General features: G+C 65.6%; 25 protein-coding genes. 13 read left to right on the top strand and 12 right to left on the bottom strand.

The annotated features are described in order from the left end of the window. Positions 1-22 precede the first annotated feature (22 nt). Positions 23-1,318, bottom strand: coding sequence for a phosphoribosylamine--glycine ligase (gene purD / locus AC1X6S_RS12060; protein WP_483405999.1), 1,296 nt, complete (start codon positions 1,316-1,318; stop codon positions 23-25). Between the two features lie 19 nt (positions 1,319-1,337). Between purD and AC1X6S_RS12055 the strand changes: the two genes are divergently transcribed. Further along, positions 1,338-1,703 carry a sterol carrier family protein gene (locus AC1X6S_RS12055; RefSeq protein WP_483405998.1) on the top strand — a complete coding sequence of 122 codons (366 nt, stop codon included), beginning with the start codon at positions 1,338-1,340 and terminating at the stop codon, positions 1,701-1,703. A gap of 349 nt (positions 1,704-2,052) precedes the next feature. On the opposite strand, the gene AC1X6S_RS12050 is transcribed toward AC1X6S_RS12055, so the two are convergent. After that, the gene (locus AC1X6S_RS12050; RefSeq protein ID WP_483405997.1) at positions 2,053-2,841 is read right to left on the bottom strand and encodes an EI24 domain-containing protein; all 789 of its coding nucleotides are present in this window, start codon (positions 2,839-2,841) and stop codon (positions 2,053-2,055) included. 94 nt (positions 2,842-2,935) lie between these two features. Here AC1X6S_RS12050 and AC1X6S_RS12045 point away from each other — a divergent pair, with 94 nt between their 5' ends. The 7 genes from AC1X6S_RS12045 (at position 2,936) to AC1X6S_RS12015 (ending at position 7,642) form a co-directional block, all read left to right on the top strand. Continuing rightward, on the top strand, positions 2,936-3,349 hold the full coding sequence (locus AC1X6S_RS12045; protein WP_483405996.1) for a hypothetical protein: 414 nt from the start codon (positions 2,936-2,938) through the stop codon (positions 3,347-3,349). A 14-nt stretch (positions 3,350-3,363) separates the two neighbouring features. Further along, positions 3,364-4,479 carry a phosphoribosylformylglycinamidine cyclo-ligase gene (gene purM, locus AC1X6S_RS12040; protein WP_483406703.1) on the top strand — a complete coding sequence of 372 codons (1,116 nt, stop codon included), beginning with the start codon at positions 3,364-3,366 and terminating at the stop codon, positions 4,477-4,479. A gap of 39 nt (positions 4,480-4,518) precedes the next feature. Beyond that, positions 4,519-5,976 carry an amidophosphoribosyltransferase gene (gene purF / locus AC1X6S_RS12035; protein ID WP_483405995.1) on the top strand — a complete coding sequence of 486 codons (1,458 nt, stop codon included), beginning with the start codon at positions 4,519-4,521 and terminating at the stop codon, positions 5,974-5,976. Positions 5,977-6,126: 150 nt separating this feature from the next. Further along, the gene (locus AC1X6S_RS12030) at positions 6,127-6,288 is read left to right on the top strand and encodes a hypothetical protein (RefSeq protein ID WP_483405994.1); all 162 of its coding nucleotides are present in this window, start codon (positions 6,127-6,129) and stop codon (positions 6,286-6,288) included. Positions 6,289-6,374: 86 nt separating this feature from the next. Further along, positions 6,375-6,623 carry a hypothetical protein gene (locus AC1X6S_RS12025; RefSeq protein ID WP_483405993.1) on the top strand — a complete coding sequence of 83 codons (249 nt, stop codon included), beginning with the start codon at positions 6,375-6,377 and terminating at the stop codon, positions 6,621-6,623. A gap of 68 nt (positions 6,624-6,691) precedes the next feature. Continuing rightward, positions 6,692-7,195 carry a MarR family winged helix-turn-helix transcriptional regulator gene (locus AC1X6S_RS12020; RefSeq protein ID WP_483405992.1) on the top strand — a complete coding sequence of 168 codons (504 nt, stop codon included), beginning with the start codon at positions 6,692-6,694 and terminating at the stop codon, positions 7,193-7,195. An 84-nt stretch (positions 7,196-7,279) separates the two neighbouring features. Then, entirely contained in the window at positions 7,280-7,642 is a 363-nt protein-coding gene (locus AC1X6S_RS12015) for a TIGR02611 family protein (protein ID WP_483405991.1), read from the top strand. A 77-nt stretch (positions 7,643-7,719) separates the two neighbouring features. On the opposite strand, the gene AC1X6S_RS12010 is transcribed toward AC1X6S_RS12015, so the two are convergent. The 5 genes from AC1X6S_RS12010 to AC1X6S_RS11990 form a co-directional block, all read right to left on the bottom strand. Continuing rightward, the gene (locus tag AC1X6S_RS12010; protein WP_108391919.1) at positions 7,720-7,917 is read right to left on the bottom strand and encodes a DUF3073 domain-containing protein; all 198 of its coding nucleotides are present in this window, start codon (positions 7,915-7,917) and stop codon (positions 7,720-7,722) included. Between the two features lie 197 nt (positions 7,918-8,114). Further along, the gene (locus AC1X6S_RS12005; protein ID WP_483405990.1) at positions 8,115-10,160 is read right to left on the bottom strand and encodes an APC family permease; all 2,046 of its coding nucleotides are present in this window, start codon (positions 10,158-10,160) and stop codon (positions 8,115-8,117) included. A 119-nt stretch (positions 10,161-10,279) separates the two neighbouring features. Beyond that, positions 10,280-10,909 carry a PadR family transcriptional regulator gene (locus AC1X6S_RS12000; protein WP_483405989.1) on the bottom strand — a complete coding sequence of 210 codons (630 nt, stop codon included), beginning with the start codon at positions 10,907-10,909 and terminating at the stop codon, positions 10,280-10,282. Continuing rightward, a complete protein-coding gene (locus AC1X6S_RS11995) occupies positions 10,906-11,823 on the bottom strand; it encodes a DUF4097 family beta strand repeat-containing protein (protein WP_483405988.1) in 918 nt (305 codons plus the stop codon). Before AC1X6S_RS11995 ends, AC1X6S_RS12000 begins: the two co-directional genes overlap by 4 nt. Before the next feature lie 140 nt (positions 11,824-11,963). Next, positions 11,964-12,263, bottom strand: a complete 300-nt coding sequence (locus AC1X6S_RS11990; RefSeq protein WP_483405987.1) for a rhodanese-like domain-containing protein — start codon at positions 12,261-12,263, stop codon at positions 11,964-11,966. 144 nt (positions 12,264-12,407) lie between these two features. Here AC1X6S_RS11990 and AC1X6S_RS11985 point away from each other — a divergent pair, with 144 nt between their 5' ends. Continuing rightward, on the top strand, positions 12,408-13,151 hold the full coding sequence (locus tag AC1X6S_RS11985) for a MerR family transcriptional regulator (RefSeq protein WP_483405986.1): 744 nt from the start codon (positions 12,408-12,410) through the stop codon (positions 13,149-13,151). Between the two features lie 101 nt (positions 13,152-13,252). Here AC1X6S_RS11985 and yczE read toward each other — a convergent pair whose 3' ends face one another. Next, entirely contained in the window at positions 13,253-13,906 is a 654-nt protein-coding gene (gene yczE / locus AC1X6S_RS11980; protein WP_483405985.1) for a membrane protein YczE, read from the bottom strand. A 62-nt stretch (positions 13,907-13,968) separates the two neighbouring features. On the opposite strand from yczE, the gene yczR reads away from it, so the two are divergent. Beyond that, positions 13,969-15,399: a MocR-like transcription factor YczR gene (yczR, locus tag AC1X6S_RS11975; RefSeq protein ID WP_483405984.1), complete on the top strand. Its 1,431-nt coding sequence runs from the start codon at positions 13,969-13,971 to the stop codon at positions 15,397-15,399. Positions 15,400-15,604: 205 nt separating this feature from the next. Continuing rightward, the gene (locus AC1X6S_RS11970; protein ID WP_483405983.1) at positions 15,605-19,063 is read left to right on the top strand and encodes an efflux RND transporter permease subunit; all 3,459 of its coding nucleotides are present in this window, start codon (positions 15,605-15,607) and stop codon (positions 19,061-19,063) included. A 16-nt stretch (positions 19,064-19,079) separates the two neighbouring features. Here the strand turns inward: AC1X6S_RS11970 and AC1X6S_RS11965 are convergent, their stop codons facing one another. The 3 genes from AC1X6S_RS11965 to AC1X6S_RS11955 all read right to left on the bottom strand — a co-directional run bounded on the left by AC1X6S_RS11965 (position 19,080) and on the right by AC1X6S_RS11955 (position 20,599). Beyond that, positions 19,080-19,721, bottom strand: a complete 642-nt coding sequence (locus AC1X6S_RS11965) for a DedA family protein (RefSeq protein WP_483405982.1) — start codon at positions 19,719-19,721, stop codon at positions 19,080-19,082. Positions 19,722-19,879: 158 nt separating this feature from the next. After that, entirely contained in the window at positions 19,880-20,164 is a 285-nt protein-coding gene (locus tag AC1X6S_RS11960; RefSeq protein WP_483405981.1) for a Fe-S cluster assembly protein HesB, read from the bottom strand. 159 nt (positions 20,165-20,323) lie between these two features. After that, entirely contained in the window at positions 20,324-20,599 is a 276-nt protein-coding gene (locus tag AC1X6S_RS11955) for a GlsB/YeaQ/YmgE family stress response membrane protein (protein WP_483405980.1), read from the bottom strand. A gap of 372 nt (positions 20,600-20,971) precedes the next feature. Between AC1X6S_RS11955 and AC1X6S_RS11950 the strand changes: the two genes are divergently transcribed. After that, a complete protein-coding gene (locus tag AC1X6S_RS11950) occupies positions 20,972-23,275 on the top strand; it encodes a DEAD/DEAH box helicase (RefSeq protein WP_483405979.1) in 2,304 nt (767 codons plus the stop codon). Between the two features lie 100 nt (positions 23,276-23,375). Then, positions 23,376-23,804, top strand: coding sequence for a GNAT family acetyltransferase (locus tag AC1X6S_RS11945; RefSeq protein ID WP_483405978.1), 429 nt, complete (start codon positions 23,376-23,378; stop codon positions 23,802-23,804). Between the two features lie 112 nt (positions 23,805-23,916). Here the strand turns inward: AC1X6S_RS11945 and AC1X6S_RS11940 are convergent, their stop codons facing one another. Continuing rightward, entirely contained in the window at positions 23,917-25,494 is a 1,578-nt protein-coding gene (locus AC1X6S_RS11940; RefSeq protein ID WP_483405977.1) for an Rv2578c family radical SAM protein, read from the bottom strand. Positions 25,495-25,576: the final 82 nt, after the last annotated feature.

Genomic DNA, 25,576 nt, shown 5'->3' with positions numbered 1-25,576 from the left:
CGGGTCAGGTGGGGCAGCCGATTCAGTCGGCGACCCTGGCGGCGATATCCGTCCGGAACTGTGCGCCCTCAAGCCGGAGGTGGCCGAGCGCGTCGTATGCGCGAGCGCGCGCCTCGGTGAAGTCGTCACCGAGCGCAACAACGCTGAGCACCCGACCGCCCGTCGACACGAGGTCGGCGCCCCGTCTCGCGGTTGCGGCGTGTGCGATGTGAACGCCGGGGACGGCATCCGCCTGCTCAAGTCCTGAAATCGGCAGGCCGGTGACGGGCGATGCCGGATAGTTCTCGCTCGCGAGGACGACGGTGACGGCGGATGCCGGCGCGAACGTCGATGGATCGATGGTGCTGAGTGTTCCGGTTGCGGCTGCGTACAGCAGCTCAGACAGCGGTGACTCGAGGCGGGGCAGCACCACCTGGGTTTCGGGGTCGCCGAACCTGGCGTTGAACTCGATCACCCGGATGCCCCGGTCGGAGTCGCTGTCGCTGTCGCGTTTCGAGGTGAGGATGAGGCCCGCGTACAACAGCCCGATGAACGGGGTCTGCTCCTCGGCGAGCTGCCTCACCACGGGGACGGCGATCGTCTCGAGTACTTCAGCGACGAACGCGCTCTCGCTGCCGAACGACTCGTCGAGCCAGGGGAGCGGCGAGTATGCGCCCATTCCGCCGGTGTTCGGGCCTTCGTCGTTGTTGCCGAGTCGCTTGTAGTCCTGGGCGGGGGAGAGCGGCACGACCGTGTGCCCGTCGCTCACGAAGAAGAGCGACACCTCCTGGCCGTCGAGGAACTCCTCGACGAGCACGCTGCCGAGCTCGAGGTAGGTGCGTGCGTGCGCGAGCGCGGCATCCCGGTCGGTGGTGACGAGCACTCCCTTGCCGGCGGCGAGGCCGTCGGCCTTCACGACGTAGGGTGCGCCGAACGTGTCGATGGCGGCTTCGGCTTCGGCGATCGTCGCTGCACGGCTGGCGCGGCCCGTCGGAACGCCGGCGATGTCCATGATGCGTTTGGCGAAGGTCTTGGAGCCCTCGAGCTGGGCGGCGGCCCTGCCCGGCCCGAAGACCGGGATGCCCTGTTCGCGAAGCTCATCGGCGACGCCGGCGACGAGCGGTGCTTCCGGCCCGATGATGACGAGCTCGATGGCCTCGGCGATCGCGAAGTTCGTGACGGCGACCGGGTCGTTCGGATCGAGGTCGACGGTGGGCACAGTGCCGGCGATGCCCGCGTTTCCCGGGGCGGCGATGATGCTGTGTGCGGCATCCTCCCCGACGAGGGACAGGATGATGGCGTGCTCGCGGGCGCCGGAACCGAGGACAAGTATCTTCACGCGTACTAGCCTAGAGCGCATGGCACGTGCACGGATTGCTGACGATATCGGGCGTGAGGCCGTCGACAGGGCGGTCCGCGAGGCAGCCCTCCGCGACGACATCGCCACCGCGGTGCGCTACACGCTTCAGCTGCTCGCGGAACACTCGGAGGGCAATACCCTCGAGGTCCGTGTGCCGCCGTTCGGGGCCGTCCAGTGCATCGAGGGGCCGCGGCACACCCGTGGTACCCCGCCGAATGTCATCGAGATGGGTGCGGACACCTGGCTGGACCTCGCGACGGGACGATTGTCGTGGGCTGAAGCGGCGGCATCCGGAGCGGTGCTCGCCTCTGGGCAGCGTGCCGACCTCACGGGCCACATACCGGTGCTGCGCCTGCCGAGGTAGCGCCCGCGCGCTCGCGCCCTCGCTCGCCGAGCGCTGCAGGTGCATGCCCGCGCTGCACATACTTCTGCAGCGCAAGCATGGATGTGGCGCGCTCGACGAAGTGCGGGGGGCTCGTGCTCTCCGTTAGCGCGGGCCCGCCCGCTCACGCCCGCGTGCCCGCGTGCCCGCCCGCTCGTGCCCGCTCACGCCCGACGCTCGCTCGCGCGCGCCCGGCTCGCCGAGCGCTACAGGTACATGCCCGCGCTGCACATACTTCTGCAGCGCGAGCATGGATGTGGCGCGCTCGACGAAGCGCGTCGGGCTCGGGCTCTCCGTTAGCGCGCGTCCACCCGACGAAAGCGAGCCGCGCTCAGCGCCCGGGGAGGGCGTCGGGCTCGCCGAGCGACCGGCGCGCCAGGAGCGTCGCCCCCGCAGCCGCAGCCGGCATGGTGACGAGCGCGCCGAACGGAACGAGGAAGAGCAGGAAGACGGCGACACCGAAGCCGAGCGTCGTCGAACGCTGCGCGCGGAGGGCGGCCCGGCGCTGGGCGAGCGCGAGTCCACGCCGCTCGAACGCCACGGTCGACAATTCGAGCGCGAGAAACCAGCCACCGGTAACCGCGCCGAGCAGCCACGCGAGCAGCGTGCCGATCACGGGAACGAAGCCGAGCAGGAACAATCCGATACCGATGCCAATGGTGACCGCGAGAACCCGGATCGATTCGCCGATGCCCCGCGCAATCGACGCGAGAATCGGAGCCTCGACCTCGTGCGGAACGCCCCCGAGCGACTGTTCAACGCGCTCGGAAATTCTCTCGAAGAAGGGCTGGCCGATCAGCAGGGTGATGGCGGCATAGCTGTAGACGAAGATCATCAGTCCAGCACCGACGAGCGCAGCCATCACAAGGATGCGAATCCCCGTGCGGTACACCTCGTCCCAGTTCTCGGCGAACGGCGTGACGAAGGTTGCGATGTTCTCGAGGTTGAGCGCGAGCGCCACCGCGGCGGCGACGATCAGGACGAGCGTGATCAGCCCGGGAATCGCCCCGATCAGCATCAGCCGCGGTGAGGTGGCCCACAGGCGAAACCCTCGCCCAAGCAGACGGATGCCCATGGCGAATCCCGACACGAACCCGGTCTTCGTCTTCTGATCAGTCATGCCATCAGGCTAGCGGTCCGGCCCGCACCCGGCGCGGCGGCGTTCAATCCGGTTTGCCGGGCGGTGGCACAGCTTGATGGGCGAGAATAGGAGCATGAATTCTGAGCCAGAGCGGCCCGCTGCCCCCGAACGCTTCTCCGAAGAGCCGGCGACAGTGCAGGTCCGACGTTCACCGCGATACGCCAACTTCATGTTGCTCGGCGCGCTCCTCGGAGCCATTGCCGCGTTCGTGCTCACGCTCGCCTTCCCCGAGAACCCCGACTTCGGTCGCCTCCAGGTCTTCGGCTTCCTCCTCCTCATCGGAGTGGCCGTCGGCGTCGGTCTCTTCGGTCTGCTCGCGATCCTGCTCGAGCGGCTCGTCGGGCGGAAGGTGCACAGCGTACGAGCCGATAGGGTAGAGGTGCACGTGGCCCGAGCTGAGGAAATCGATGCTCGGACGGATGCCGAAAAGCCGGTTTCCGACGCGTCAACCGAGCACCATCCCCCGCAACTTCCCCCCACCAGCTAGGGCAACGCGTGAGCATGAACTCCACGATCCACGACGGCTCAACGAGCTATCGTGCAGCCGGCGTCGATACCGCGGCGGGAGATCTCGCCGTCTCGCTGATGAAGCAGGCGGTCTCCGCCACGCACGGCCCCGAAGTTCTCGGCGGGTTCGGCGGGTTCGCCGGACTCTACGACGTGTCGTTCCTCACGTCATACACCCGGCCGCTGCTGGCGACGTCCACCGACGGCGTCGGTACCAAGGTCGCGATCGCCCAGGCGATCGACAAGCACGACACCATCGGCCAGGACCTCGTCGGCATGGTGGTCGATGACATCGTCGTCGTCGGAGCGAAGCCGCTCTTCATGACCGACTACATCGCGTGCGGCAAGGTCGTGCCCGAGCGCATCGCCGACATCGTTGCTGGCATCGCCCGCGCCTGCTCCGCAACCGGAACCGCACTCGTCGGCGGAGAGACGGCAGAACACCCCGGCCTGCTCGGCCCAGACGACTATGACGTCGCGGGAGCTGCCACCGGCGTGATCGAGGCCGACGCCCTGCTCGGCGCACACCGCGTCGAAGACGGCGACGCTGTGATCGCCCTCGAGTCGTCGGGGCTCCACTCCAACGGATTCTCGCTCGTGCGGCACATTCTCGCCCAGCGCGGCGTCGCGTTCACCGACACATCATCCGAACTCGGCGGTCTCGTCGGCGAAGTGCTCCTCGAGCCGACCCGCCTGTACACCACGCCGCTCCTCGACCTGATCGCCCGCCACCCGGGCGCCATCCACTCCCTCTCGCACGTCACGGGCGGTGGCATCGCCGCCAACCTCGCGCGCGTGCTCCCCGCCGGCAGCTGGGCCGAGGTCGACCGAAGCACGTGGTCGCCCGCCCCCGTTTTCCGGACGCTCAGCGACATGGCCGGTTCGTCCCTCGAGAGCGCAGAGGGAACATGGAATCTGGGCATTGGATTCTTCGCGATCGTCAAGGCGGATGCCGTCAACGCGGTCATCGCGGATCTCGCCGCTGGCGGCATCCCGGCCTGGCAGGCCGGAACCGTGCACACGGGAGCACGGGACTTCAGCGGGTTTGAACAGGGCGCCAAGGGCGTCGACGGCGGTGCCGTCCGACTCGTCGGAAGCTACTCGCACTAACACCCCCAAGACCACCGCAACGCAAGGAGCCCGCTAGGTATGTGCGGCATCGTCGGCATCGTTTCCCCTGAGCCGGTCAATCAGCAGGTTTACGACGCTCTGCTGCTGCTGCAGCATCGCGGGCAGGACTCGACCGGCATCGCAACGGCCGACGGCCCGACCTTCCACATGCACAAGGCCAAGGGGCAGGTGCGCGAAGCGTTCCGCACTCGCGACATGAGGTCCCTCCTCGGCAAGATGGGCCTCGGCCACGTTCGATACGCCACGAAGGGCATCGCGGACAACGAGCAGGAGGCCCAGCCGTTCTACGTCAACGCGCCGTACGGCATCATCCTCGTGCACAACGGCAACCTCACGAACACCCGCGAACTCGCCGATGACCTGTTCCACATCGATCGCCGCCATGTGAACTCGACGAGCGACACCGAGATGCTGCTCAACGTCCTCGCCACCGAACTTCAGTCGCAGATCACCGGTCTTGAACTCGACCCTGACCAGGTTTTCACCGCGGTGTCGCAGGTACACGAGCGGGTAGAGGGGTCGTATGCAGCAATCGCCATGATTGCGGGACACGGCCTTCTTGCATTCCGTGACCCGTATGGCATCCGCCCGCTCATTCTCGGCCGGCGCTCCGCCGGGCTCGTTGGGGACGAGTGGATCGTCACGAGCGAGTCGCTCGTGCTCGAGAGCGCCGGTTATGAGGTCGTGCGCGAGGTCGCGCCGGGCGAGGCGATCTTCATCACGACGTCCGGGGAGATGTACTCGCGGCAGTGCGCGAAGAACCCGCGACTCGTCCCATGCAGTTTCGAGTATGTCTACCTGGCTCGTCCGGACTCGGTCATGAACGGAATCTCCGTCTACGAGGCCCGGCTGCGGCTCGGTGACCGCCTGGCGACGACCATCGCCGAGTACGCGCCGATGGGAGACATCGACGTCGTGATGCCCATCCCCGACTCGTCGCGCCCCGCTGCGATGCAGGTTGCCCAGAAACTCGGCATCGAGTACCGCGAGGGCTTCTACAAGAACCGGTACGTCGGCCGCACGTTCATCATGCCGGGTCAGGCACAGCGCAAGAAGAGTGTCCGCCAGAAGCTCAACGCGATGTCGATGGAGTTCAAGGGGAAGAACATCCTCATCGTCGACGACTCGATCGTGCGGGGAACAACGTCGAAGGAAATCGTCGACATGGCACGGGCAGCCGGCGCCAACAAGGTCACCTTCACCTCAGCGGCCCCGCCGGTTCGATACCCGCACGTCTACGGCATCAACATGCCGTCCCGCTCCGAGCTCATCGCCCACAACCGCAAGATCCCGGAGATCGCCCGAGAGCTGGGTGCCGACCACCTGATCTACCAGGAGGTGGCTGACATGAAGGATGCCATCATCCAGGGCTCGAATGTCACCGAGCTTGAGATGAGCTGCTTCACGGGGGAGTACGTCACGGGTACCGTCACCCCCGAGTACCTCGAGTGGGTCGAGCGCAACCAGCTCTCCTAGCCCGATCTGACGGGCTGCGTCGCTGGGTGACTGCCGTTCGGCGGTCTGTGATTAACTCGCACATGGCGTAAACAATGTCAAGAGCCGACAATGTTCTTCCGTAAAACTCTTACTTCGTGAGAGAGTTTTTCTAACGACGGGAGAGAGCACATGAGCATTACACACCGAAACACCGGTCGGCTGCACAGCCCTTTTACCGAGGTCCGCGAGGCCGCTCGCGACCAGGTTCTGATGACGCTGGCAAGCGCAACGGGTCTTCTCTCGGTGGTCAGCGTGACCATCATGATGGTCCTCGGTTCCGGCTGGAACTAGGCTGCAGCATCCGCGCCACTCACAACACACGCACGACGAAAGCACACAAACGCATGACACTCCTGGAGAGTTCCCCTTCCGCCCCAATGACGTGGGCGGCGACGGAGGAACCCGAAGCGCACGCCACCGCCGAGTGGCGCCTCGCCGACACCGATTTCTGGGCAGCGTCCTACCTCGGCTACTTCGGTGGGACGATCGACAAGCAGGGCGAGCACTACTTCGTTCGCGACACCTTCGCCCGTTATATCGGGGACTTCTCCGACCTGCCGACTGCGCAGCGTAAACTGGAGGCTCACCTCGCGTCTCTCCTCGTGGAGCAACGCGACCGGCCTTGAATTGACTGGCTCGGGCGATGATGGCCGGTTCTTTCCGGTTCTGACCCCCCAGAAAGGACGCGAGTGGCATGCCCCTCAACGTCGTTCGACACGAAGCCGAGCACCTCTACGCCCGCGAACCGCACCGCGCAACCGCTCTCGGTGCGGTCCAGGCGGTACTCCGTCTCCACCGCGCTGAAGAAATAAGCATCGAGCGTGTGCGCAAGGCCTCCGGGCTCAGCAAGAACGAATTCCACGCGATGCGATACCTGCTTCAGGCGCAACGCGAGGGTCGTGAGATGGGTCCAAAGGACCTCATAGTCATGCTCGGTCTCTCGAGTGCCGCAGTGACGAAGATCGTGGACCACCTCGTGGAACTCGGGCACCTCGACCGTCTCGCCCACAAGACCGATCGACGCGCCTGGATCCTGCAGCCGACCGCCGCAGGGGCGAAGAACATCGAGGGGTCATACGGCAACTTCCACCTCTCGGTGGTCGAGTCGATGGAGGCGCTCTCGCCCTCCGACGCTGAGGTGGTTGAGCGGGTGCTCTCCGAGGTCACCCAGCGACTCGAGTCTGCTGACAACCAGTAGCCAACCGTGGGCCAGGACTGGCCATCGATCCCGGTGCGCCCCGGTTCGTAGCGGAATCACAGACTCGCGATATAGCGTGTGGGGATGGTTTCAGAGGACGAGTTCGCCCGTGACATCGCCGCCGGCGAAAGCCCAGACCGGCCTGTTCGGCGGATGCTCCGCCGCGCGCGAGCGTGGATCGACGATCGACCGAGGCTCCGACACGCTTACCGCACGTGCGTGGGTATTCTCGGCGGACTGATTGCCGTCGTCGGCCTCATGCTCGTTCCCCTGCCGGGGCCTGGCTGGCTCGTTGTCTTTCTCGGGCTCGCCATACTCGGAACCGAGTTCGCGTGGGCCAGGCGGCTCGCGGCATTCGTCAAGCGCCAGTTGTCGCGCTTCTGGGCATGGTGGAACGCGCGCAAATCAGTTCGCGCAACGGGCTGCGTGCAGACGCCTGGTCAATGACGATCTCGGCGACACCGATCTATGCGGCGCAGAACTAATGCGGCGCAGAATTAATGCGACACCGAACTCTGCGGCGGTTACGCGCGCTTGGGTTCGTCCGCTGCCTTGTAGTCGTCGGCGTATTCCGCCCACTTCGCTGCCTCGCCTGCGTACGACTCGTCGTCGGAGTGCCCCGTGAGCTCGCGCTCAAGAGCGTCGTAGTTCACGTCGGGACTAAACGACTTCAGCTCACGTGCGATCTTCGTGTGCTTTGCCTTTTGACGGCCACGCCCCATGCGAGACCCCCTTACGAATTAGTAGCGAGGCGGTGGAGATCCGCCCTGTGATTTAGCCAACCAGGGAACGATAAAGACTAAATTCGATCTTAGCATGGCGGACCTTGGCTACCCGCCGTTGTCTGGCACAAAGCTGCGGGCAGTCGATCGTCGTCAGCCGCGACGTTGGCGGCGCGGATTCTTCGCCAGGAGCGGGCCTACCGGCGCGGCGGGCGCAGCGGTACTCGGGTCACCGGTCGAACGGGCTCGCCGCGGCGCGCCTGTCCGGGGAGCGGCCGCGACCGACGCCCGTAGATGAGCTCGGAAGAATCGAGCAGCCATGGCACCAGGGCGATGGTGACGCCGTGGACGAGCATGAGTTGCTGTCGCATTCGGTTGGCGCGTCGGTTGTGAAGCAGGCTCTCCCACCAATGACCGACGATGTACTGCGGCATATACACGGTGACGACCGTTGGCCCGCATTTCTCCCTGTACCTTGCAATGTAATCGATGAGGGGAGTGGCAACCTCGCGATACGGCGATTCGAGCACCACGAGCAGAACGCGGATGTCGTGCTCTGCCCACTGTCGCTCGAGCTCCTGCGTGGTTTCGTCGTCGACGGCGATGTGCACGGCGACGATGGATTGGTGACGCGCCGCGATCGCGTAGTCGAGGGCCTTGAGTGCCGGTTTTTGCATCTTGTTGATCAGCACCACGGCGAGGTCGCCGGCAGCCCCAAATGTCGTGGTGTCGTCGACGGTTATCTCCTGCTCGACGTCGCGATAGTAGCGGTTCACCCCGAGCATGAGCGTGTACAGCACGGGGATCAGCAGAAAGACGAGCCAGGCACCGTGGGTGAATTTGGTAATGGTCACGACGATCAGCACGACCGCAGTGAGCAACGCGCCGCCGGCATTGATCGCCAGCGCGCGCATGATCTCGCCCCGATTCGTCGCGCCTGTCCGAAGCAGCCGCACCCAATGCCGCACCATTCCGGTTTGGCCAAGCGTGAATGACACAAAGACCCCGATGATGTACAGCTGGATCAGCAGAGTGAGGTTGGCCTGGTAGACGACCAGAATCGCGCAGGCCGCGAGCCCGAGCACGATCATTCCGTTGGAGAAGACGAGCCGGTCCCCGCGGGTGTTGAGCGACTTCGGGGCATAGGAGTCGCGGGCGAGCACGGCTCCGAGGAGGGGGAATCCGTTGAACGCGGTATTGGCGGCGAGGAGCAGAACGCACGCGGTTGCCGCCTGGATCAGGTAGAACAGGATGCTGTTCGCCCCAAAGACCGCCGCGGCCACCTGGGCCATCAGGCTCGGTTGCGGTGCCGTTTCGCAGTTCGCGAACCCGATGAGGTGACAAGGATCCTCGGCGTAGTGCACCTGCGCGATGAGTGCGACGGCGGTCAGCCCGGCGAACAGAACAATGGCTGTTCCGCCCATCAGTACGAGAGTCGCCTGGGCGTTCTTCACCTTCGGGCGGCGGAACGCCGGCACGCCGTTCGACACCGCTTCGACGCCGGTGAGTGCACTGCACCCGCTTGAGAAGGCTCGGAGGAGGAGCAGAACGAAGGCTGCCTGGGTGAGGCTCTCGCCTTCGACCGTAAAAGCAGCGCTCTCCGCCACCGGCGCATCGCCGACGGCCGTTCGCATGAGGCCAACAACGATCATGACGAACACGCTGGCGATGAACAGGTAGGTGGGTGCGGCAAACGCCTTGGACGACTCCCTGACGCCGCGAAGGTTCGCCGCCATCAGGAGCACCACAAATCCGACGGCCAGCTCGACCCGCCATGGATTGAACACGGGGAGGGCGGAGATGATGTTGTCGACGCCGGATGCCACGGACACCGCCACGGTGAGCACATAGTCAACAAGAAGAGCCGCGGCGACAACGAGTCCGGCTTTCTCACCGAGATTCTTGTGCGCGACTTCGTAGTCACCGCCGCCGGACGGATAGGCCTTGATGAGCTGCCGATAGCTGGCGACGACGACGAGCAGCAACACGATGACGCACGCCGCCACCCAGGGCGCGAAGCTCAGGAACGCGAGTCCGCCGAGTGTCAGGATCATCAGGAGTTCCTGAGGGGCGTATGCCACCGACGACAGCGCGTCGCTGGCAAAAATGGGCAGGGCAAGTCGCTTGGGCAGCAACTGTCCGTCCAGGTGTGCTGTGGGGAGAGGCTCGCCGATGAGGATGCGTTTGACCTGTCGGCTGTCAGACCCAGGTTTCTTACCCGGAATAGTCACGAGCGCGAACATACTCCTTCGCCACCCAGAGTCAAGAGCGGGAAGGTGACGGCGCTGAAGCGTTCAGCGCACGATCAGGAACCGGTGACGCATCTCGATGAGTGGGTCACCGGCTCCCTGGCGGCGGGGCATCAGCTCTTAAGTCCGCCGAGTGATTCCCTCACCGTGGCGCGCACGCGGTCCAGCTCGTCTTTCAACTGCCGCACGACGTCGTCGGTCACGTCGCCCCCGGCGCTGACATGCCCGCGCAACTCCGACCGGATGGCCTGACGGAAGTCGGCGAGCACGGTGTCGGCGTCGTGAAGAGCGATGCGACTCGCCGTGCGCGGTGCCGCGTCGTCGGTGGAGACGGACGGCGCACTCGTTGCCGACTGCTTGGCCTGTTGGGCGGCGGATGCCAGATCCGCTTTGAGGGTGCGCATCGCGTGCGTCACACCGGTACGAACCTCGTCGGCCAGGCGGCGGACCGAATCCGTCAGCTCGAGTTCGATTGCGTCGAGGTCGACGCGACGGTTCTCGAGTTCGTGGCGGCCTGCGTCCGTGATCGAGTAAACGGTCTTGCGGCCGTCGCTCGACTTGGTGACGAGCCCTTCTTCTTCGAGCTTCGCGAGCCGGGGATAAATCGTGCCGGCGCTCGGTGAGTAGGTGCCACCGAACCGTTCCGAGAGTGCCTGGATCAGCTCATAGCCGTGCTTGGGGCCCTCGGCCAGGAGGCTCAGCAGGTAGAGGCGCAAGCTGCCGTGGCCGAACACCGGGCTCATGCGTGGCCACCACTTATGAAGGCATCGTCATCGCTTTCCGGTTCAGTCGAGGCACCCGTCGAGGCACCTGTCGAGGCGCCCGACTGGGGTGTCTGACCGTCTTCCGCGTCGCTCCTGCGTACAACGGAGACGCTGCCGGAAACGGAATTGGCGAGCACGTCGGTGTAGAAGTTGCCGTCTCCCTCTGTCGTGCTTGAGAACCCGCGACCGCGCGTGCCCCGAATCACTGAGTTGTCGAGCTGGAGGGTGCCAGAGACCGTATTGACGACATATTTCGTGCCTGTGTGCGCGGGGAGCCGTGCGGTGAGGCTGCCGGAGACGGCGTTCGTCGAGATCCGGTCGCACCGGCCGAAGGCGTCGATGAAGACGTTTCCCGACACGGTGTCGCTCGTGAACCGGCTGATCTCGCCCGCCACAGTGATGTCGCCCGAGATGCTGTGCGCGTTGATCGCGCCGACGTGGGACTGCACGCTGATCTCACCGGACACACTGTTGAGGTCGAGGTCGCCCGTGACCGACTCGATCTGAAGTTCCCCGCTGACCGTGGAGAGGCGCGCACTGGTCGTCAGGCCGGAGATCAACGCTCCCGCCGACACCATGCCGAACGTCAGCGCGATCTTCCGAGGCACGAGCACGCTGATCTGCGCCTTCGCGGAGTTCGAGCCGAACGATTTGAAGACCTCGAGGAAGTTGTCCCAGCCGAGTTGAGGGTGGTCGATTTCGAGCACGTCGCCGTCGATTGAGACCTTGAGCTCTTTGCCGGAAACGCTGTGCACCTCGACGCGGGCGCCGGGCTCATCGTGGCCGAGAATGTCGATCTGGCCGCCGATCATGCCGACCTTGAGCTTGCGCACAAGCTCCACGTCGATGACCCGGGATTCCCCGGGGAGCACTATCCATTTTTCGAGTGACATTGTTGATCCTTCTCCTGCCGACCATCAGGGGTCGCCGTCTGTGGAAGACGAGATATATCTCGTTCCGAACACGATATATCGCGTTTTCGCGGAGGGCAAGAGGCCTCGAGCAATACTCAGGATTCAGCTGAGGAGCCGGATCAACCCTGTTCGACCGGCAGGCCGGCGTCGGTCCAGGCGTGGGTCCCGCCCTCGACGTTGACGACGGCGTAGTCGCGACTTTCCAGGTATTCGGCGACCTTCGCGCTCCGCCCGCCGAGGGCGCAGATGAGGTAGAGAGTGTCGTCTTCGGGGAGTTCGTCGATCCTGTCGATGATCTGGCTCATCGGGATGTTGATGGCGCCAGCCGCGCGCACCTGCTGGAATTCGTCTGGCTCGCGCACATCGATGACTGTGGCGCCATCGAGCGCGGCGAGTTCGGAGACGGTGATGGTGTCCATGTGGGGTCCAATCGATCAGAACGTATCCTGCGATTCTCCGCTTGCCGCGCGGCATCCGCAAAACCGATCCGGGATCCCGCTTGACCTTGACGCAGCGTCAACCTCTAGTGTGGCCTCGAACAGGACAGAGAAGGAGCAGCGGTCATGGAGTGGTCGATTCAGGAGATCTCACGCCACGCGGGCACGACCTCGCGGGCGCTTCGTCACTACGACGATATCGGGCTGCTGACCCCGACCAGGATCGGCGACAACGGATACCGGTACTACGACGAAGCGGCACTCGTGCGCCTGCAGCGCATCCTGCTTCTTCGCGATCTCGGGCTCGGACTGCCCGCCATCGGCGAGGTGCTTGCACAGGCGACGGATGCCACTGGCGCCCTCCGCGGTCACCTCGCGTGGCTGCGAAAAGAACAGGACCGACTCGAGCTGCAGGTCGCGTCGGTCGAAGACACCATACGGAAACTGGAAAGGGGTGAACACCTGATGGCAGAGAACATGTTTGACGGGTTCGACCACACGCAATACAAGGAAGAGGTCGAGGAACGCTGGGGCACGGAGTCCTATGCGGCAGGCGACTCCTGGTGGAGGTCGCTGAGCGATGCGGAGAAGACCGAGTGGCAGGGGCGCTCAGCAGCGCTCGGCTCGGACTGGACCGCGGCGGCCGAATCGGGGGTTGCTCCCGACGGCCGCGAAGCGCAGGAGCTGGCCCGGCGCCACGTCGAGTGGCTCACATCGATCCCGGGTGCCCCGGGGGCGATCAAGGAGTACGTCACGGGGCTCGGCGAGATGTATGTCGCCGACGAGCGCTTCGCCGCCAATTACGGCGGCACCAGGGGCGCTGAATTCGTGCGCGACGCCCTCGCGCTCTACGCGGACCGCAACCTGTAACGGCCTGGTGAACCTGTGCCAGCGGCATCCGCTCGTCGTGATTGAGGCGAGCGGATGCCGCGCGCACGGTAGGTGCACGGCAGCGTCAGGGGGGCGGCTGGTCAGCTCGCGGGGGAGTCGATCAGGGGTGCGCTCGGTTCGGCCGAGCCCGACAGGCGGTTGTCCGATGCCTGATCGCGCGGCAGTTCGATCCGGAACCACGGGATCGTGATGCCGCAGAGCGGGCCGATGAGCACGGCGAAGAGCAGGGTGCCGATGCCGACGTTGCCGCCGAGGAGCCAGCCGATGCCGAGCACGGTGAGTTCGATGCCGCTGCGGCCGACCCAGATCGGCCACCCGGTGAGTTCGTGCACACCGGTCATCAGGCCGTCGCGCGGGCCGGCGCCGAACCGGGCGCCGAGGTAGAGTCCCGTGGCGAGAGCGAGCGTGAAAAGTCCGGCGGAGAAGAGCAGGATCCGGGCCCAGAGCACCAGGTCCTCGGGGATCAGCCAGAGGCCGAGATCCGCGGCGAGTCCGACGAGGAGCACGTTGAGGACGGTGCCGATCCCCGGCTTTTGCCGCAGCGGTATCCAGAGCAGAAGAAGGAGTGCACCGATCAGGATCGTGATCAGTCCGAAACCCCAGCCGGTCTTGAGCGAGACGCCCTGGGTCAGGACATCCCACGGCGAAACACCGATCCCCGCACGCACAATGAGCGCGATGGCAATCCCGTAGAGGAAGAGGCCAATGAGGAGCTGGAGGATGCGGCGGGTCATGGTTTCAATCCAATTTCACAATTGGCCTTCTGGCAAGAGGCCAATCTCTCTATAGTGGCCCCATGGTTGATGTCCACATCACGGCCCGCGCGCTCTCCTCCTTGCTTGGCCCCTGGCGCAGTGGGGACGCGGCCTACCGGAGCCTCGCCGACCGGGTCCGCCTGCTGATCCTCGATGGCCGCATTCCCGCCGACACCCGATTGCCGGCGGAGCGGGACCTGGCCGAGCGCCTCGACGTCAGCCGTACCACGGTGACCGCCGCCTACCGTGAGCTCAGGGACAACGGATTCCTCGAGAGCGTCCGCGGGTCGGGGAGCGTCGCCCAGCTTCCCGGGGTTCGGCCGGGACCCGTGACGGCCCGCCGATCGGGCTACCTCGACTTCAGCAAGGCGGCGCTGCCCGCCATCGGAGCGATGACAGGAGCTGCCGTGCGCGCGGCCGCCCGGCTGCCGCGCTACCTCGACGATTTCGACTACGACACGATCGGCCTGCCCGAGTTACGCGCGGCGATCGCGGACCGGTTCATCGAAGCGGGGTTACCCACCTCGCCGGACGAGATCATGGTCACCCTCGGCGCGCAGCACGCGATTGGACTGATCGCGAGGACCCACCTGTCGCGCGGGGATCGGGCGCTCATCGAACACCCCACCTATCCGCACGCCCACGACGCGCTCCGCTCAGCCGGGGCACGCCTGGTGCCGATCCCGGTAACCGCCGAGGACGGCTGGGACGCCGACGACCTCGAGGACGCGCTCGACAACTCGTCGCCGACCCTTGCCTACCTCATGCCTGACTTTCACAATCCGACCGGCGCGAGCATGCCGCTGGAGACCCGCCGCCGCGTGTGTCGTGCTGCCGCCCGGCAGGGGACAGTGCTGCTCATCGATGAAACGACGCGCGAACTCGATATCGACAGGCCGGGTTCTTTCCCTCCGTTCGCGGCGTCCGATGACGCCGGAGCCAAAATCATCACGGTCGGTTCGGTGGGAAAGACCGTGTGGGGCGGCATCCGTCTTGGCTGGATCCGCGCCGACCGGGGCGTCATTCGCAAACTTGTGGCCGCCCGGTCGATCGGCGACCTCGGCACTCCGATTCTCGAGCAGCTCACCGTGCTCGAACTGCTGCCAGACATGACCTCCATCCTCGAGACGCGACGCTCACAGCTTCGGGCAACGCGTGATCGCCTCGAGGACCTGCTCGGCGATCGCTACCCGTACTGGGACGTGCCGCACGTCAACGGCGGGCTGTCGGCCTGGGTCAACCTCGGAGTGCCCGTCAGTTCACAACTCGCGCTCGCCGCACGCAACCAGGGTCTGCTGATCGCGTCAGGGCCACGGTTCGGCATCGACGGCGCCTTCGAGCGGTTCATCCGCATCCCGATCACCTACGGGGTGGACGACACCGAGCGGGCAATCGACGCCCTCGCAACGGCGTGGCAGTCGATCCTCCGCGCGCCTGTTCCCGAGTCGGCGCTCCTCGCCGAGGTGGTGTGATCGACCGAGTGGATCTCGCCCGCGGAATTACGCCATGACCCGGGCGATAACGGAACGCTGAGCATTTGTCGTACGTGCAGTTCCTGCACGGGCGCTGTGACAGAATTTGCTGTGTAGAGCGGCCACGCGTCGTTTCTCCCGCCGCGCTCGCGGCAGTCACCGCATCGCCCTCAGGAGACCCGTGCACGTCCTTGCCGTTCTAAGCATGAAGAACCGTGCGCTCATCGCACTCGTCACCATCGTCGCCGCGGTCTTCGGCGGGATTGCCCTGTCGAGCCTCAAGCAGGAACTCGCTCCGAGCGTGAGCTTCCCACAGCTCGCCATCGTTGCCAGCTACCCTGGCGCGTCGCCCGAGGTGGTCAACGACGACGTCTCCACTCCGATTGAAACCGCCATCCAGGGCGTTGCCGGTATCGAGTCGACGAGCACAACCTCATCGACCAACCTCGGTCTCATCTCCGCGACTTTCACCTACGGCACCGACCTCGCCACCGCCGAGCAGAAGATCAACCAGGCGATCAACCGGATCAAGTCGACACTCCCCGAAGACGTTGAACCCGAGGTCCTCTCCGGCGGACTCGACGACCTTCCGGTGATTCAGATCGCTGCCAGTGCAACCGGCGAGAACACCGACGCGCTCGCGGACAGCCTGAACGCAACGGCCGTGCCCGACATCGAAGATATCGAGGGTGTGCGCGAAGCGGCTCTCATCGGTGAGGTCGGCAAGCGGGTCACCATCGTGACGGATGCCGTCCGGCTGGCACAGGAGGGCGTGCAGCGGACCGCGATCAGCGACACCCTCGAACAGTACGGTGTGCTCATCCCGGCCGGTGACATCATCGAAGACGGAAGTACGTTCTCCGTCCAGACCGGCTCAAAACTCGGCTCCGTCGAGGAGCTTGCCGGACTGCCGCTGGTCAGGGATGCGCCCGGGGCACCGGGTTCGGCCGTGCTCACCATCGGCGACGTCGCGTCGGTATCACTCACCGACAACCCGGTGACGAGCATCTCCCGTGTCGACGGCAAGCCGGCGCTCACCATCGCCGTGACCAAGCTTCCCGCCGCCAACACCGTTGATGTGTCCAAGGGCGTTCGCGCACTGATTCCCGACCTCGAGGAAGCGCTCGGTTCCGACGTTCAGCTCGACATCGTCTTCGACCAGGCGCCGTACATCGAGCAGTCCATTGAGTCGCTCGCGACAGAGGGCCTGCTCGGACTGGTCTTCGCCGTTCTGATCATCCTGGTCTTCCTGCTCGATGTGCGGGCGACCCTGGTCACGGCCATCTCCATCCCGACGTCAGTGCTCATCACCTTCATCGGCCTGCAGGCGACGGGATACACCCTCAACATCCTCACCCTCGGTGCGCTCACGATCGCGATCGGACGCGTCGTCGATGACTCGATCGTCGTGATCGAGAACATCAAGCGGCACATGGCCGCCGCGCGCGACCGAACGGCTGACGGCCGTGCCCTGTCGATCGTCACCGCGGTGCGCGAGGTTGCCGGCGCCATCACCGCGTCGACGATCACCACTGTCGCGGTGTTCCTGCCGCTCGCGTTCGTCGGCGACATGACGGGTGAGCTCTTCCGCCCGTTCGCGCTCACCGTCACGATCGCCCTCGTCGCGTCGCTCTTCGTCTCGCTGACCATCGTGCCGGTGCTCGCGTACTGGTTCCTCCGCGCGAAGGAGCGGAAACCGGCGAAGGCCGCCAATTCGGCGACCACGTCAGTCACGGCAGCCACGGCGACAAATGACCAGAAGGCCGTTGAGCCGGGGGCGGCGCACGTCGTCACCGCCGATGCCGTCACCGATGGCGCCGTCACCCCGCACGCTGCCGGGTCAGACGCGACGGCATCCGAGGTCGTCACCGCTCGCGAGACCGCACACACTCAGAGCGCGGTTCCGAGCGATGCCTCGGGCGAGCAGCAGGCACAGCAGCAGGGGCACCGCGAGGCCGAGCCCGCCGTCTATGCCTCCGCTGCCGCCGTCGCGGTGGCCACCCGCCGTGGTCGCAAGACCGGCGTGGAAGACGAAGACGAACTCGAGCACCCGACCCTTCTGCAAAAGGGATACCTGCCGATCATCAACTGGACGCTCAAGCACTCGGTCGTCACACTGCTGCTTTCGGTGCTCGTGCTCGGTGGCACCCTGGCCCTGGTGCCGTTCATGAAGACCAACTTCCTGGGCGACTCGGGGCAGAACACGCTGAGCGTTTCGCAGAAGCTCCCCGTTGGCTCAAGCCTCGATGCACAGGATGCTGCGGCGTCCAAGGTCGAAGATGCCCTGCGCGGCATCGAGGGAATCGACACGGTTCAGGTCTCGATCGGTTCGTCCGGTGGACTTCTCTCCGCGTTCGGCGGCGGCGGCGAAGGCAGCATCACCTACTCGGTGACGACGGATGAAGACGCCGACCAGGAAGCGCTCCAGTCCACCGTGCGCTCCGAGCTCCAGGACATCGCTGACGCCGGCGAGATCGAGCTCAGCTCCGCCGGTGGTTTCGGTGCGTCGAGTGACATCGAAGTCGACATCACGGCGCCTGACCAGGAGACACTGCGGGAGGCGACGGATGCCGTCACCGACGCGGCCAAGGACCTCGAGGGAATGCGCCAGGTCACCAACAACCTCAGCGCATCCAGGCCGTACATCGAGGTGAAGGTCAACAGGCTCGACGCCGCTGCGGCCGGCTACAGCGAGGTTGCGCTCGGCGGCTACATCTCGCAGGCGATGCAACCGACATCCGCTGGTTCGATCGTGCTCGACGAGACCACCGTCAGCATCTACATCGCGACCGACAGCCCGCCAGCGACCATCGGTGAGTTGTCAGCGCTCGAGGTTCCCACCCTTCTCGGACCGGTGCCGCTCGACACCCTCGCGACCGTCGAGGAGGTCGACGGCCCGTCGACGATCACCTCGGTGCGGGGACAGCGTTCGGCCACCGTCGCCATCACTCCGGCGAGTGACAACATCGGTACGGCGAGTGCCGAGGTGTCAACCGCGCTCGACGAGATTGACCTGCCCGCGGGTACGACCGCGACGCTCGGCGGTGTGACCGCTGACCAGGGCAACGCCTTCCAGCAGCTGGGGCTTGCCATGCTCGCCGCGATCCTCATCGTGTACATCGTCATGGTGGCCACCTTCCGGTCGCTTCGCCAGCCGCTGCTTCTGCTCGTGTCTGTGCCGTTCGCGGCGACGGGTGCCATCGGCCTGCAGGTCATCACCGGTGTTCCGCTCGGTGTCGCCTCGCTCATCGGTGTGCTGATGCTCATCGGTATCGTCGTGACCAACGCGATCGTGCTCGTCGACCTCGTCAACCAGTACAGGTCGCGCGGCATGGCGGTGACCGATGCGGTGCGTCACGGTTCGTCGCGGAGGCTCCGCCCGATCCTCATGACGGCACTCGCGACGATCTTTGCCCTGGTGCCCATGGCGCTCGGGCTCACCGGCGAGGGCGGCTTCATCTCGCAGCCGCTCGCAATCGTCGTGATCGGTGGTCTCGTCTCGTCGACGCTCCTGACGCTCATCGTGCTGCCGACGCTCTACAACCTGGTCGAGGGTGCACGTGAGCGGCGTCTCGATCGGCGGGCGGAGACCGAGCGCGAGATCGAGCGTGCGGAAGCGGCGACCGAGCAGGCGGAACCGGCGAAGGCGGCATCCGTCAGCTAAACGCCGAAGGGCAACGTCACCGAGTCAGGACGCCGACGGTTGCAGCGCTCTGGTGCGCTGCGGTCCGCCGCCGCGTCACCGCGCTCGATACCCGGTCGATGACAAATCCGAGTGCGATGGCGATCACGATTCCCGCCACCGCGCCGAGGAGTGGCTGGTCCTTCACCCAGTGCCCCGCGAGCAGGCCGATGAGAACCGAGTACGCCGCCCATGACACGCCGGCGAGAACCGTGAGCGGCCAGAACCGCCGGTGGGGGAACCCGGTGGCTCCCGCTGTCATGTTCACGGCGATCCTGCCGATGGGGACGTACCGCGCGGTCAGGATCAGCGCTGCCGGTCGGGAACGGATGCCGTGAGCGGCCCAGTCGAAGGCGCGGACGGTTCGCGGATGCCGCATCCACGCGAATCGGGTGGTTCCGATGATTCGTCCCAGCAGGTAGGCGATGTTGTCGCCGAGTGACGCCCCGACTGCGGCCACGAGGATGATCAGGATCGGGTTCGGTGCTCCGGCTGAGACGCCGATCGCGGCGGCGGCTACAACCACGGTTTCACTCGGAACCGGTGGGAAGAACCCGTCGATGACGACGACGGCGAAGACGACCGCATAGACCCACGGTGAGGTGGCCGTCGAGAGAAGGGCGTCGGAGAGGAAGTCCATGACGGTCCGTTTCGATCACGGCGTCGCAGAAGTGCGGCACCGTTTCCGAGGCTACGAAGGCCTGACGGTCGCGGCATCCTCCTCAGGTATTGGGTGAGGTCACCCCAGCGGAGGAGATCCGGGAGGGCGTTATCTCGACAAACCGTGGTGCGCGGAGGTCAGGCCTGGGTGCCGATGGCGAAGCGCACGGCACCGGCCTCGTCGACCTCAGCGTCAAGAATCTTGTCGTCGAGCATCACCGCAGCGTTCTCGTCGACAAAGATGCGGGCGCCGCTCGACTCGACGACGGCATCCGTCGGTTCAGGTGCCGTGGCGACCGCGACGGAAAGGTCGGTCGACGACGGTTCCGGGCTGGTGATCCGAAGGCCGGCATCCTCGGTCCCCGCGCTCTGGAGCGTGATGGTCTTAACGATGGTGCTTGCGTTATCGGTGAGGGTGAGCATGAGCGTCCTTTGCGATCGGCGGTGAGGAGTGTCCCACCCTTCCGAACCTGTCGGCCGACCTCAAGCTGGAGCCCGGCATTCACACGAAAGACGGAGGTCGGAAACGACGAATGCCTCCCCGCCGCGAGGCAAGGAGGCATTCGTTTGGTTCGTGGACCGTTAGGCCCGGCTGCCGCTGCGCGAGTTGCGCGTGACGAGGCCGTAGATCAGGAGCACGACGATGGAGCCGACGATGGCGGTGAGCCAGGTCGAGATGCTCCAGAACTCGTTCATGTCGATGCCGAACAGCAGGCCACCGAGCCAGCCGCCCAGAAGTGCGCCCACGACACCGAGAAGCAGTGTGATGAGCCAGCCGCCGCCCTGTCTGCCAGGAAGAATGGCCTTTGCGATTGCGCCAGCAATCAGACCGAGAAGAAGAAATGCCAGGAAGCTCAAGGCTCCACCTCCATTTGTCCGATGGATCTCCGTTGCCGGAGTCCCGTTGAACCCGCCCGGTTAGGCTGGTGTAACTCGAGAGTACCGCGTTCGGTGTTTATCTGGGGAATTGCCGCAAAGTCATTGCGAAATAGAGAAAAGTACGTGACAATTCCGCCTTTGTGCCGTAATGTAGCCAAGTCGGCTCTGGACACCGTGGATGTACCGCGGAAGGGTTTGTAAGTCTGGTGGGCCGGTTATACATCGCGAAAACGCGACTTGTATTCACTTTGATGTGAAACGGTCCCGGCCATCGACTGCCCGGGTATATGAATGCCGCAGCTCTGCTGTGCGCTTCTCGATTCATGCATGAACTAAAACCCGGAAAGTACTATGCCCAAGAACAATAAACCCGCTGGCGGCCGCCCCGCCCGCAACTTCGACCCGAGCTACGCCCGTAAGAGCGGCGGCCCGGCAGGAACCACAGCTGGCAGCAGGAGCCCGGGACACCGCGGATACCGCGCCGCAGAATCCGACGCACCGAAGAAGGCTCGCTGGAACGCCGACGAGCGCGCCCAGCGTCGTCACTCCGACGAGCCGCGCGAACAGCGCGCTCCCCGCGACGACCGTTACGACGGTGGCGCCCAGCCGCAGCGCGGCGAGCGTCCCGCGTACAACCGCGGTGAGAACCGCACCGAGCGCCCGGCCTACGGCCGCGACGACCGTGCTCCCCGCGATGACCGTGCACCCCGCGGCGACCGCAGCGAGCGTCCCTCGTACGGCCGTGACGACCGCGCCCCGCGCGGCAACGGGGAGCGTCCCGCGTACAACCGTGGTGAGAACCGCACCGAGCGCCCCGCGTACAACCGTGGCGAGAACCGGACCGAGCGTCCCTCCTACGGCCGCGACGACCGCGCGCCCCGCAGCAATGGTGAGCGTCCCGCGTACTACCGTGGCGAGAACCGCACGGAGCGTCCCGCTTACAACCGTGGTGAGAACCGGACCGAGCGTCCCGCGTACAACCGTGATGACCGTGCACCTCGCGGTGACCGCGCCGAGCGTCCGTCGTACAACGACCGCGCCCCGCGCAGCAATGGTGAGCGTCCCGCGTACAACCGTGGTGAGAACCGCACCGAGCGTCCGGCGTACAACCGTGGTGAGAACCGCACCGAGCGCCCCGCGTACAACCGTGGCGAGAACCGCACGGAGCGTCCGTCATACAACCGCGAAGACCGCGCTCCCCGTAGCGACCGCTCTGAGCGCCCCGCGTACAACAACGACCGCCCGTTCACGCGTGGCGAGCGCATCGAGCGTCCGTCGACGCGTCGCATCTCTGCGGGCCGCGACGACCGCGCACCCCGCCGCGACAACAACTTCGACCGTCCCCGCGACGCCGGAGCAGACAAGAACTTCTACCCGAACCGCGACGCCAAGGGAAACTTCACCCCCGAAGACGACGTCGTGCTCGAGCGCCTCGAGGCACAGGCCACGCTGGCCGTTGACGTCGAGGGCATTTCGTTCACCGACCTTGGCCTCGGTGGCAACATCGTCGCCGCTCTCGCTGAACTCGGCGCACCGAGCCCGTTCCCGATCCAGGCAGCAACCATCCCCGACGTCATCGCCGGCAAGGATGTCCTCGGCCGCGGTCGCACCGGATCAGGCAAAACCATCGCCTTCGGCGCACCGCTCGTCGAGAAGCTCATGGAAAACGGCGGGGGCAAGAAGCGTGCCATGGGTCGCAAGCCCCGCGCGCTGATCCTCGCACCGACCCGTGAACTCGCGCTGCAGATCGACCGCACAGTGCAGCCGATCGCCCGCAGCGTCGGCCTCTTCACCACGCAGATCTACGGCGGAGTGCCGCAGGGTCGCCAGGTTGGCGCTCTCCAGCGCGGCGTCGACATCATCGTCGGCACCCCAGGCCGGATCGAAGACCTCATCGAGCAGGGACGCCTCGACCTCTCCGAAGTGACCATCACGGTCCTCGACGAGGCCGACCACATGTGCGACCTCGGCTTCCTCGAGCCTGTGCAGCGCATCCTGCGCCGCACGGCAAACGGTGGCCAGAAGCTGCTCTTCTCGGCAACCCTCGACAAGGGTGTTGCTTCACTCGTCAAGGAGTTCCTGCCGTCCCCCGCCGTGCACGAGGTCGCCGGTGAAGACCAGGCCTCCGCAACGATCGACCACCGCGTTCTCGTGGTCGAGCACCGCGACAAGGACCGCATCATCGAGGAACTCGCGAACCGCAACGAGAAGACACTGATCTTCTCGCGCACCCGTGCATACGCCGAGCGCCTCGCTGACCAGCTGGAGGATGCAGGCATCCGTGCGGTGTCCCTCCACGGCGACCTGAACCAGGCCCGTCGTACCCGCAACCTCGCGCAGCTCACCTCCGGGCGAGTGAACGTGCTCGTTGCAACCGACGTCGCCGCGCGTGGCATCCACGTTGACGACATCACCCTCGTCATCCAGGCCGACGCGCCCGACGAGTACAAGACGTACCTCCACCGCTCGGGCCGTACGGGCCGCGCCGGCAAGGTCGGTACCGTCGTCACGATCATCCCGAAGGCGCGCCAGCGTCGCATGACCGACCTGCTCGGTCGCGCCGAGATCGAGGCTGACTACGTTCAGGCTCGCCCCGGTGACGAGATCATCGAGGAGCTCGCCGGTCGCATGACCAACAAGAAGCTCACCGCCTAACAGCTGAGCCGCCAGAACACCCGTTCCGGTCGAGACCACCCGTTCGCACGTGTGTTTTCGACCGGAACGGGTGTTTTCGTGTACCCGGCAGAATGAGTGGATGCACATTCGCCCCTTCCGTGCCGATACCGAGGTCGACGACACCGAGGCGGTCGTTGCGCTCTGGCATGCCTCCGGGCTGACCCGCCCGTGGAACGATCCCCACCGCGACATCGAGCGCAAGCTCACGACGCAGCCCGAGCTGTTTCTCGTGGGTGAGACGGATGCCACGGTGACGGCGACAGCGATGGTGGGCTTCGACGGTCACCGGGGGTGGGTCTCGTACCTGGCCGTCGATCCGTCGCAGCGCGGTCGCGGTTCCGGTCGCGCGCTCATGGCCGAGGCGGAACGGCTTCTCGCCGATCGCGGCTGCCCCAAGATCATGCTCATGGTGCGGTCGACCAACACCGACGTGCTCGCCTTCTATGACAACCTCGGCTATGCCGCCGACGATGTGACGGTGCTCGGTAAGCGACTCATTGCAGACTGAGGCCGGCCGCAGAGACCCGTTGCGGACCCGCGTACAGCCAGTCCCTCTTCGAGCCTTGCCCACCTCCGTTTCAGAGGCGTGACGACAGGCAGCCGCTCGTCATCGTGACCTCTCAGAACAGCATCGGCTGTTCGGTCGACGGCAGGATGCGCGCGCCTGTCGATCCGTCATCGCTCGTGAACGCGGGCCGCTCTCCGGCGTCGTTTCGCAACATCCCGAGCGCTTTCGATCGGATGCCGCCCGTCGCCGGGTCTTCGCGGCCCCGTTCGAGTCCGTGGGCGCGGATCAGCGGCGAAATGCGTGCGGCGAGCCAGGTGCGGTACTCCTTCGGCGCGTACTGCCCGCGGGCGTAGAGCGCTGTGTACTTCGTGACGAGTTCGGGATGCTGCCGCTCGAGCCAGTGCATGAACCACGGCTTCACTCCCGGTTTGAGGTACAGCGAGGTGAAGAGCACGCTCGTTCCTCCCGCCGCCTTCACCTGCCGCAGTGCCTCGTCGAGGTGGGCCTTCGTGTCGGTGAGGTACGGCAGGATCGGCATCAGGAACACGCTGCAGTCGAGCCCTGCGTTGCGTACCGCGGTGACGGTGGCGAGTCGCGCCTTTGCCGACGGAGTGCCCGGCTCGATCGACTTCTGCAGCTCGTCGTCGTAGATAGCGATCGACATCGCGAGGTCGACGGGCACGGTCTGGGCGACCTCGGCGAGCAGCGGGATATCGCGGCGGAGCAGCGTGCCCTTGGTGAGGATCGACAGTGGTGTGCCGGAGTTCGCCAGAGCGGTGATGATGCCCGGCATGAGCGAGTACTTGCCCTCTGCGCGCTGGTACGGGTCGGTGTTGGTGCCGAGCGCGACGGGGTACTTGCCCCAGCTCGGCTTGGCGACCTCCTTCGCGAGCACGTCTGCGACGTTGATCTTCACGACGACCTGGTTGTCGAAGTCGTCGCCGGCGTTGAAGTCGAGGTAGCTGTGGGTGGGGCGGGCGAAGCAGTTGTGGCTGATGACCCCGTTCGCGACGAAGTCACCGGTTCCCGTTGTGATGTCGATCATGTTGATCTCAGAGCCGAGATCCTCGATGGAGACGATCTGAAGGCGGTCACTTCCCTCGACGACGTTGCCCACGATCGATGATGCTCTGTCCTGCGCGGGGAGGCTCAGCCCAAAGCCGAGAAGCGACTCTTCAACAGCAAGGGTAGGCCGCTGACTGCCGTCGGTCGCCCGCTGCACGTACTTCCAGCCGCGCTCCGTGAGGAAACGGTGGTCGCCGCTGGCGATGAGTTCGGTTCCGTCGGCGAGGGTGATGCGGAACGGTCGCTTCACAGTGCCCCAGGCCGCGAGAACCGGAGTCTTCACGTAGTGGCGGTAGGAACCGCGAGTCTCGGTTCCCATGACCTCGTCCCCGACCTGCACGAGCCGCAACGGCTTCTGCCGGCCGTCACCCATCAGAATGAGGGTGTCGGGGTCGAGGCAATAGACGCACGCATGACTGCAGCCACGGTAGGGGTTGATGGTCCAGCCGAACGGCATCTGCGACTGCCGCGGGATCTTGTTCAGTGCTGACTTCGCGAGCACCTCGTGGAACGTCACTCCGGCGAACTCAGGCGTCTGCACGCTGCGCACGAGGTTGTTGAGCTTGGCGAGGCCCGGGAGCGCCGAGGGCTCCTCGGTGCCGAGCTGCTGACCATCCCACCTCATGCACTCCATTAGAACATGGATTCGAGAATAGCGGGCTATCTGTGGAGTGAAAGTGCGCGAGCGCGTTCTATGTGCGCCGACC

The organism is Mycetocola sp. Y442 (assembly GCF_056898615.1).
This window is presented reverse-complemented; position numbering and strand designations above follow the sequence as displayed.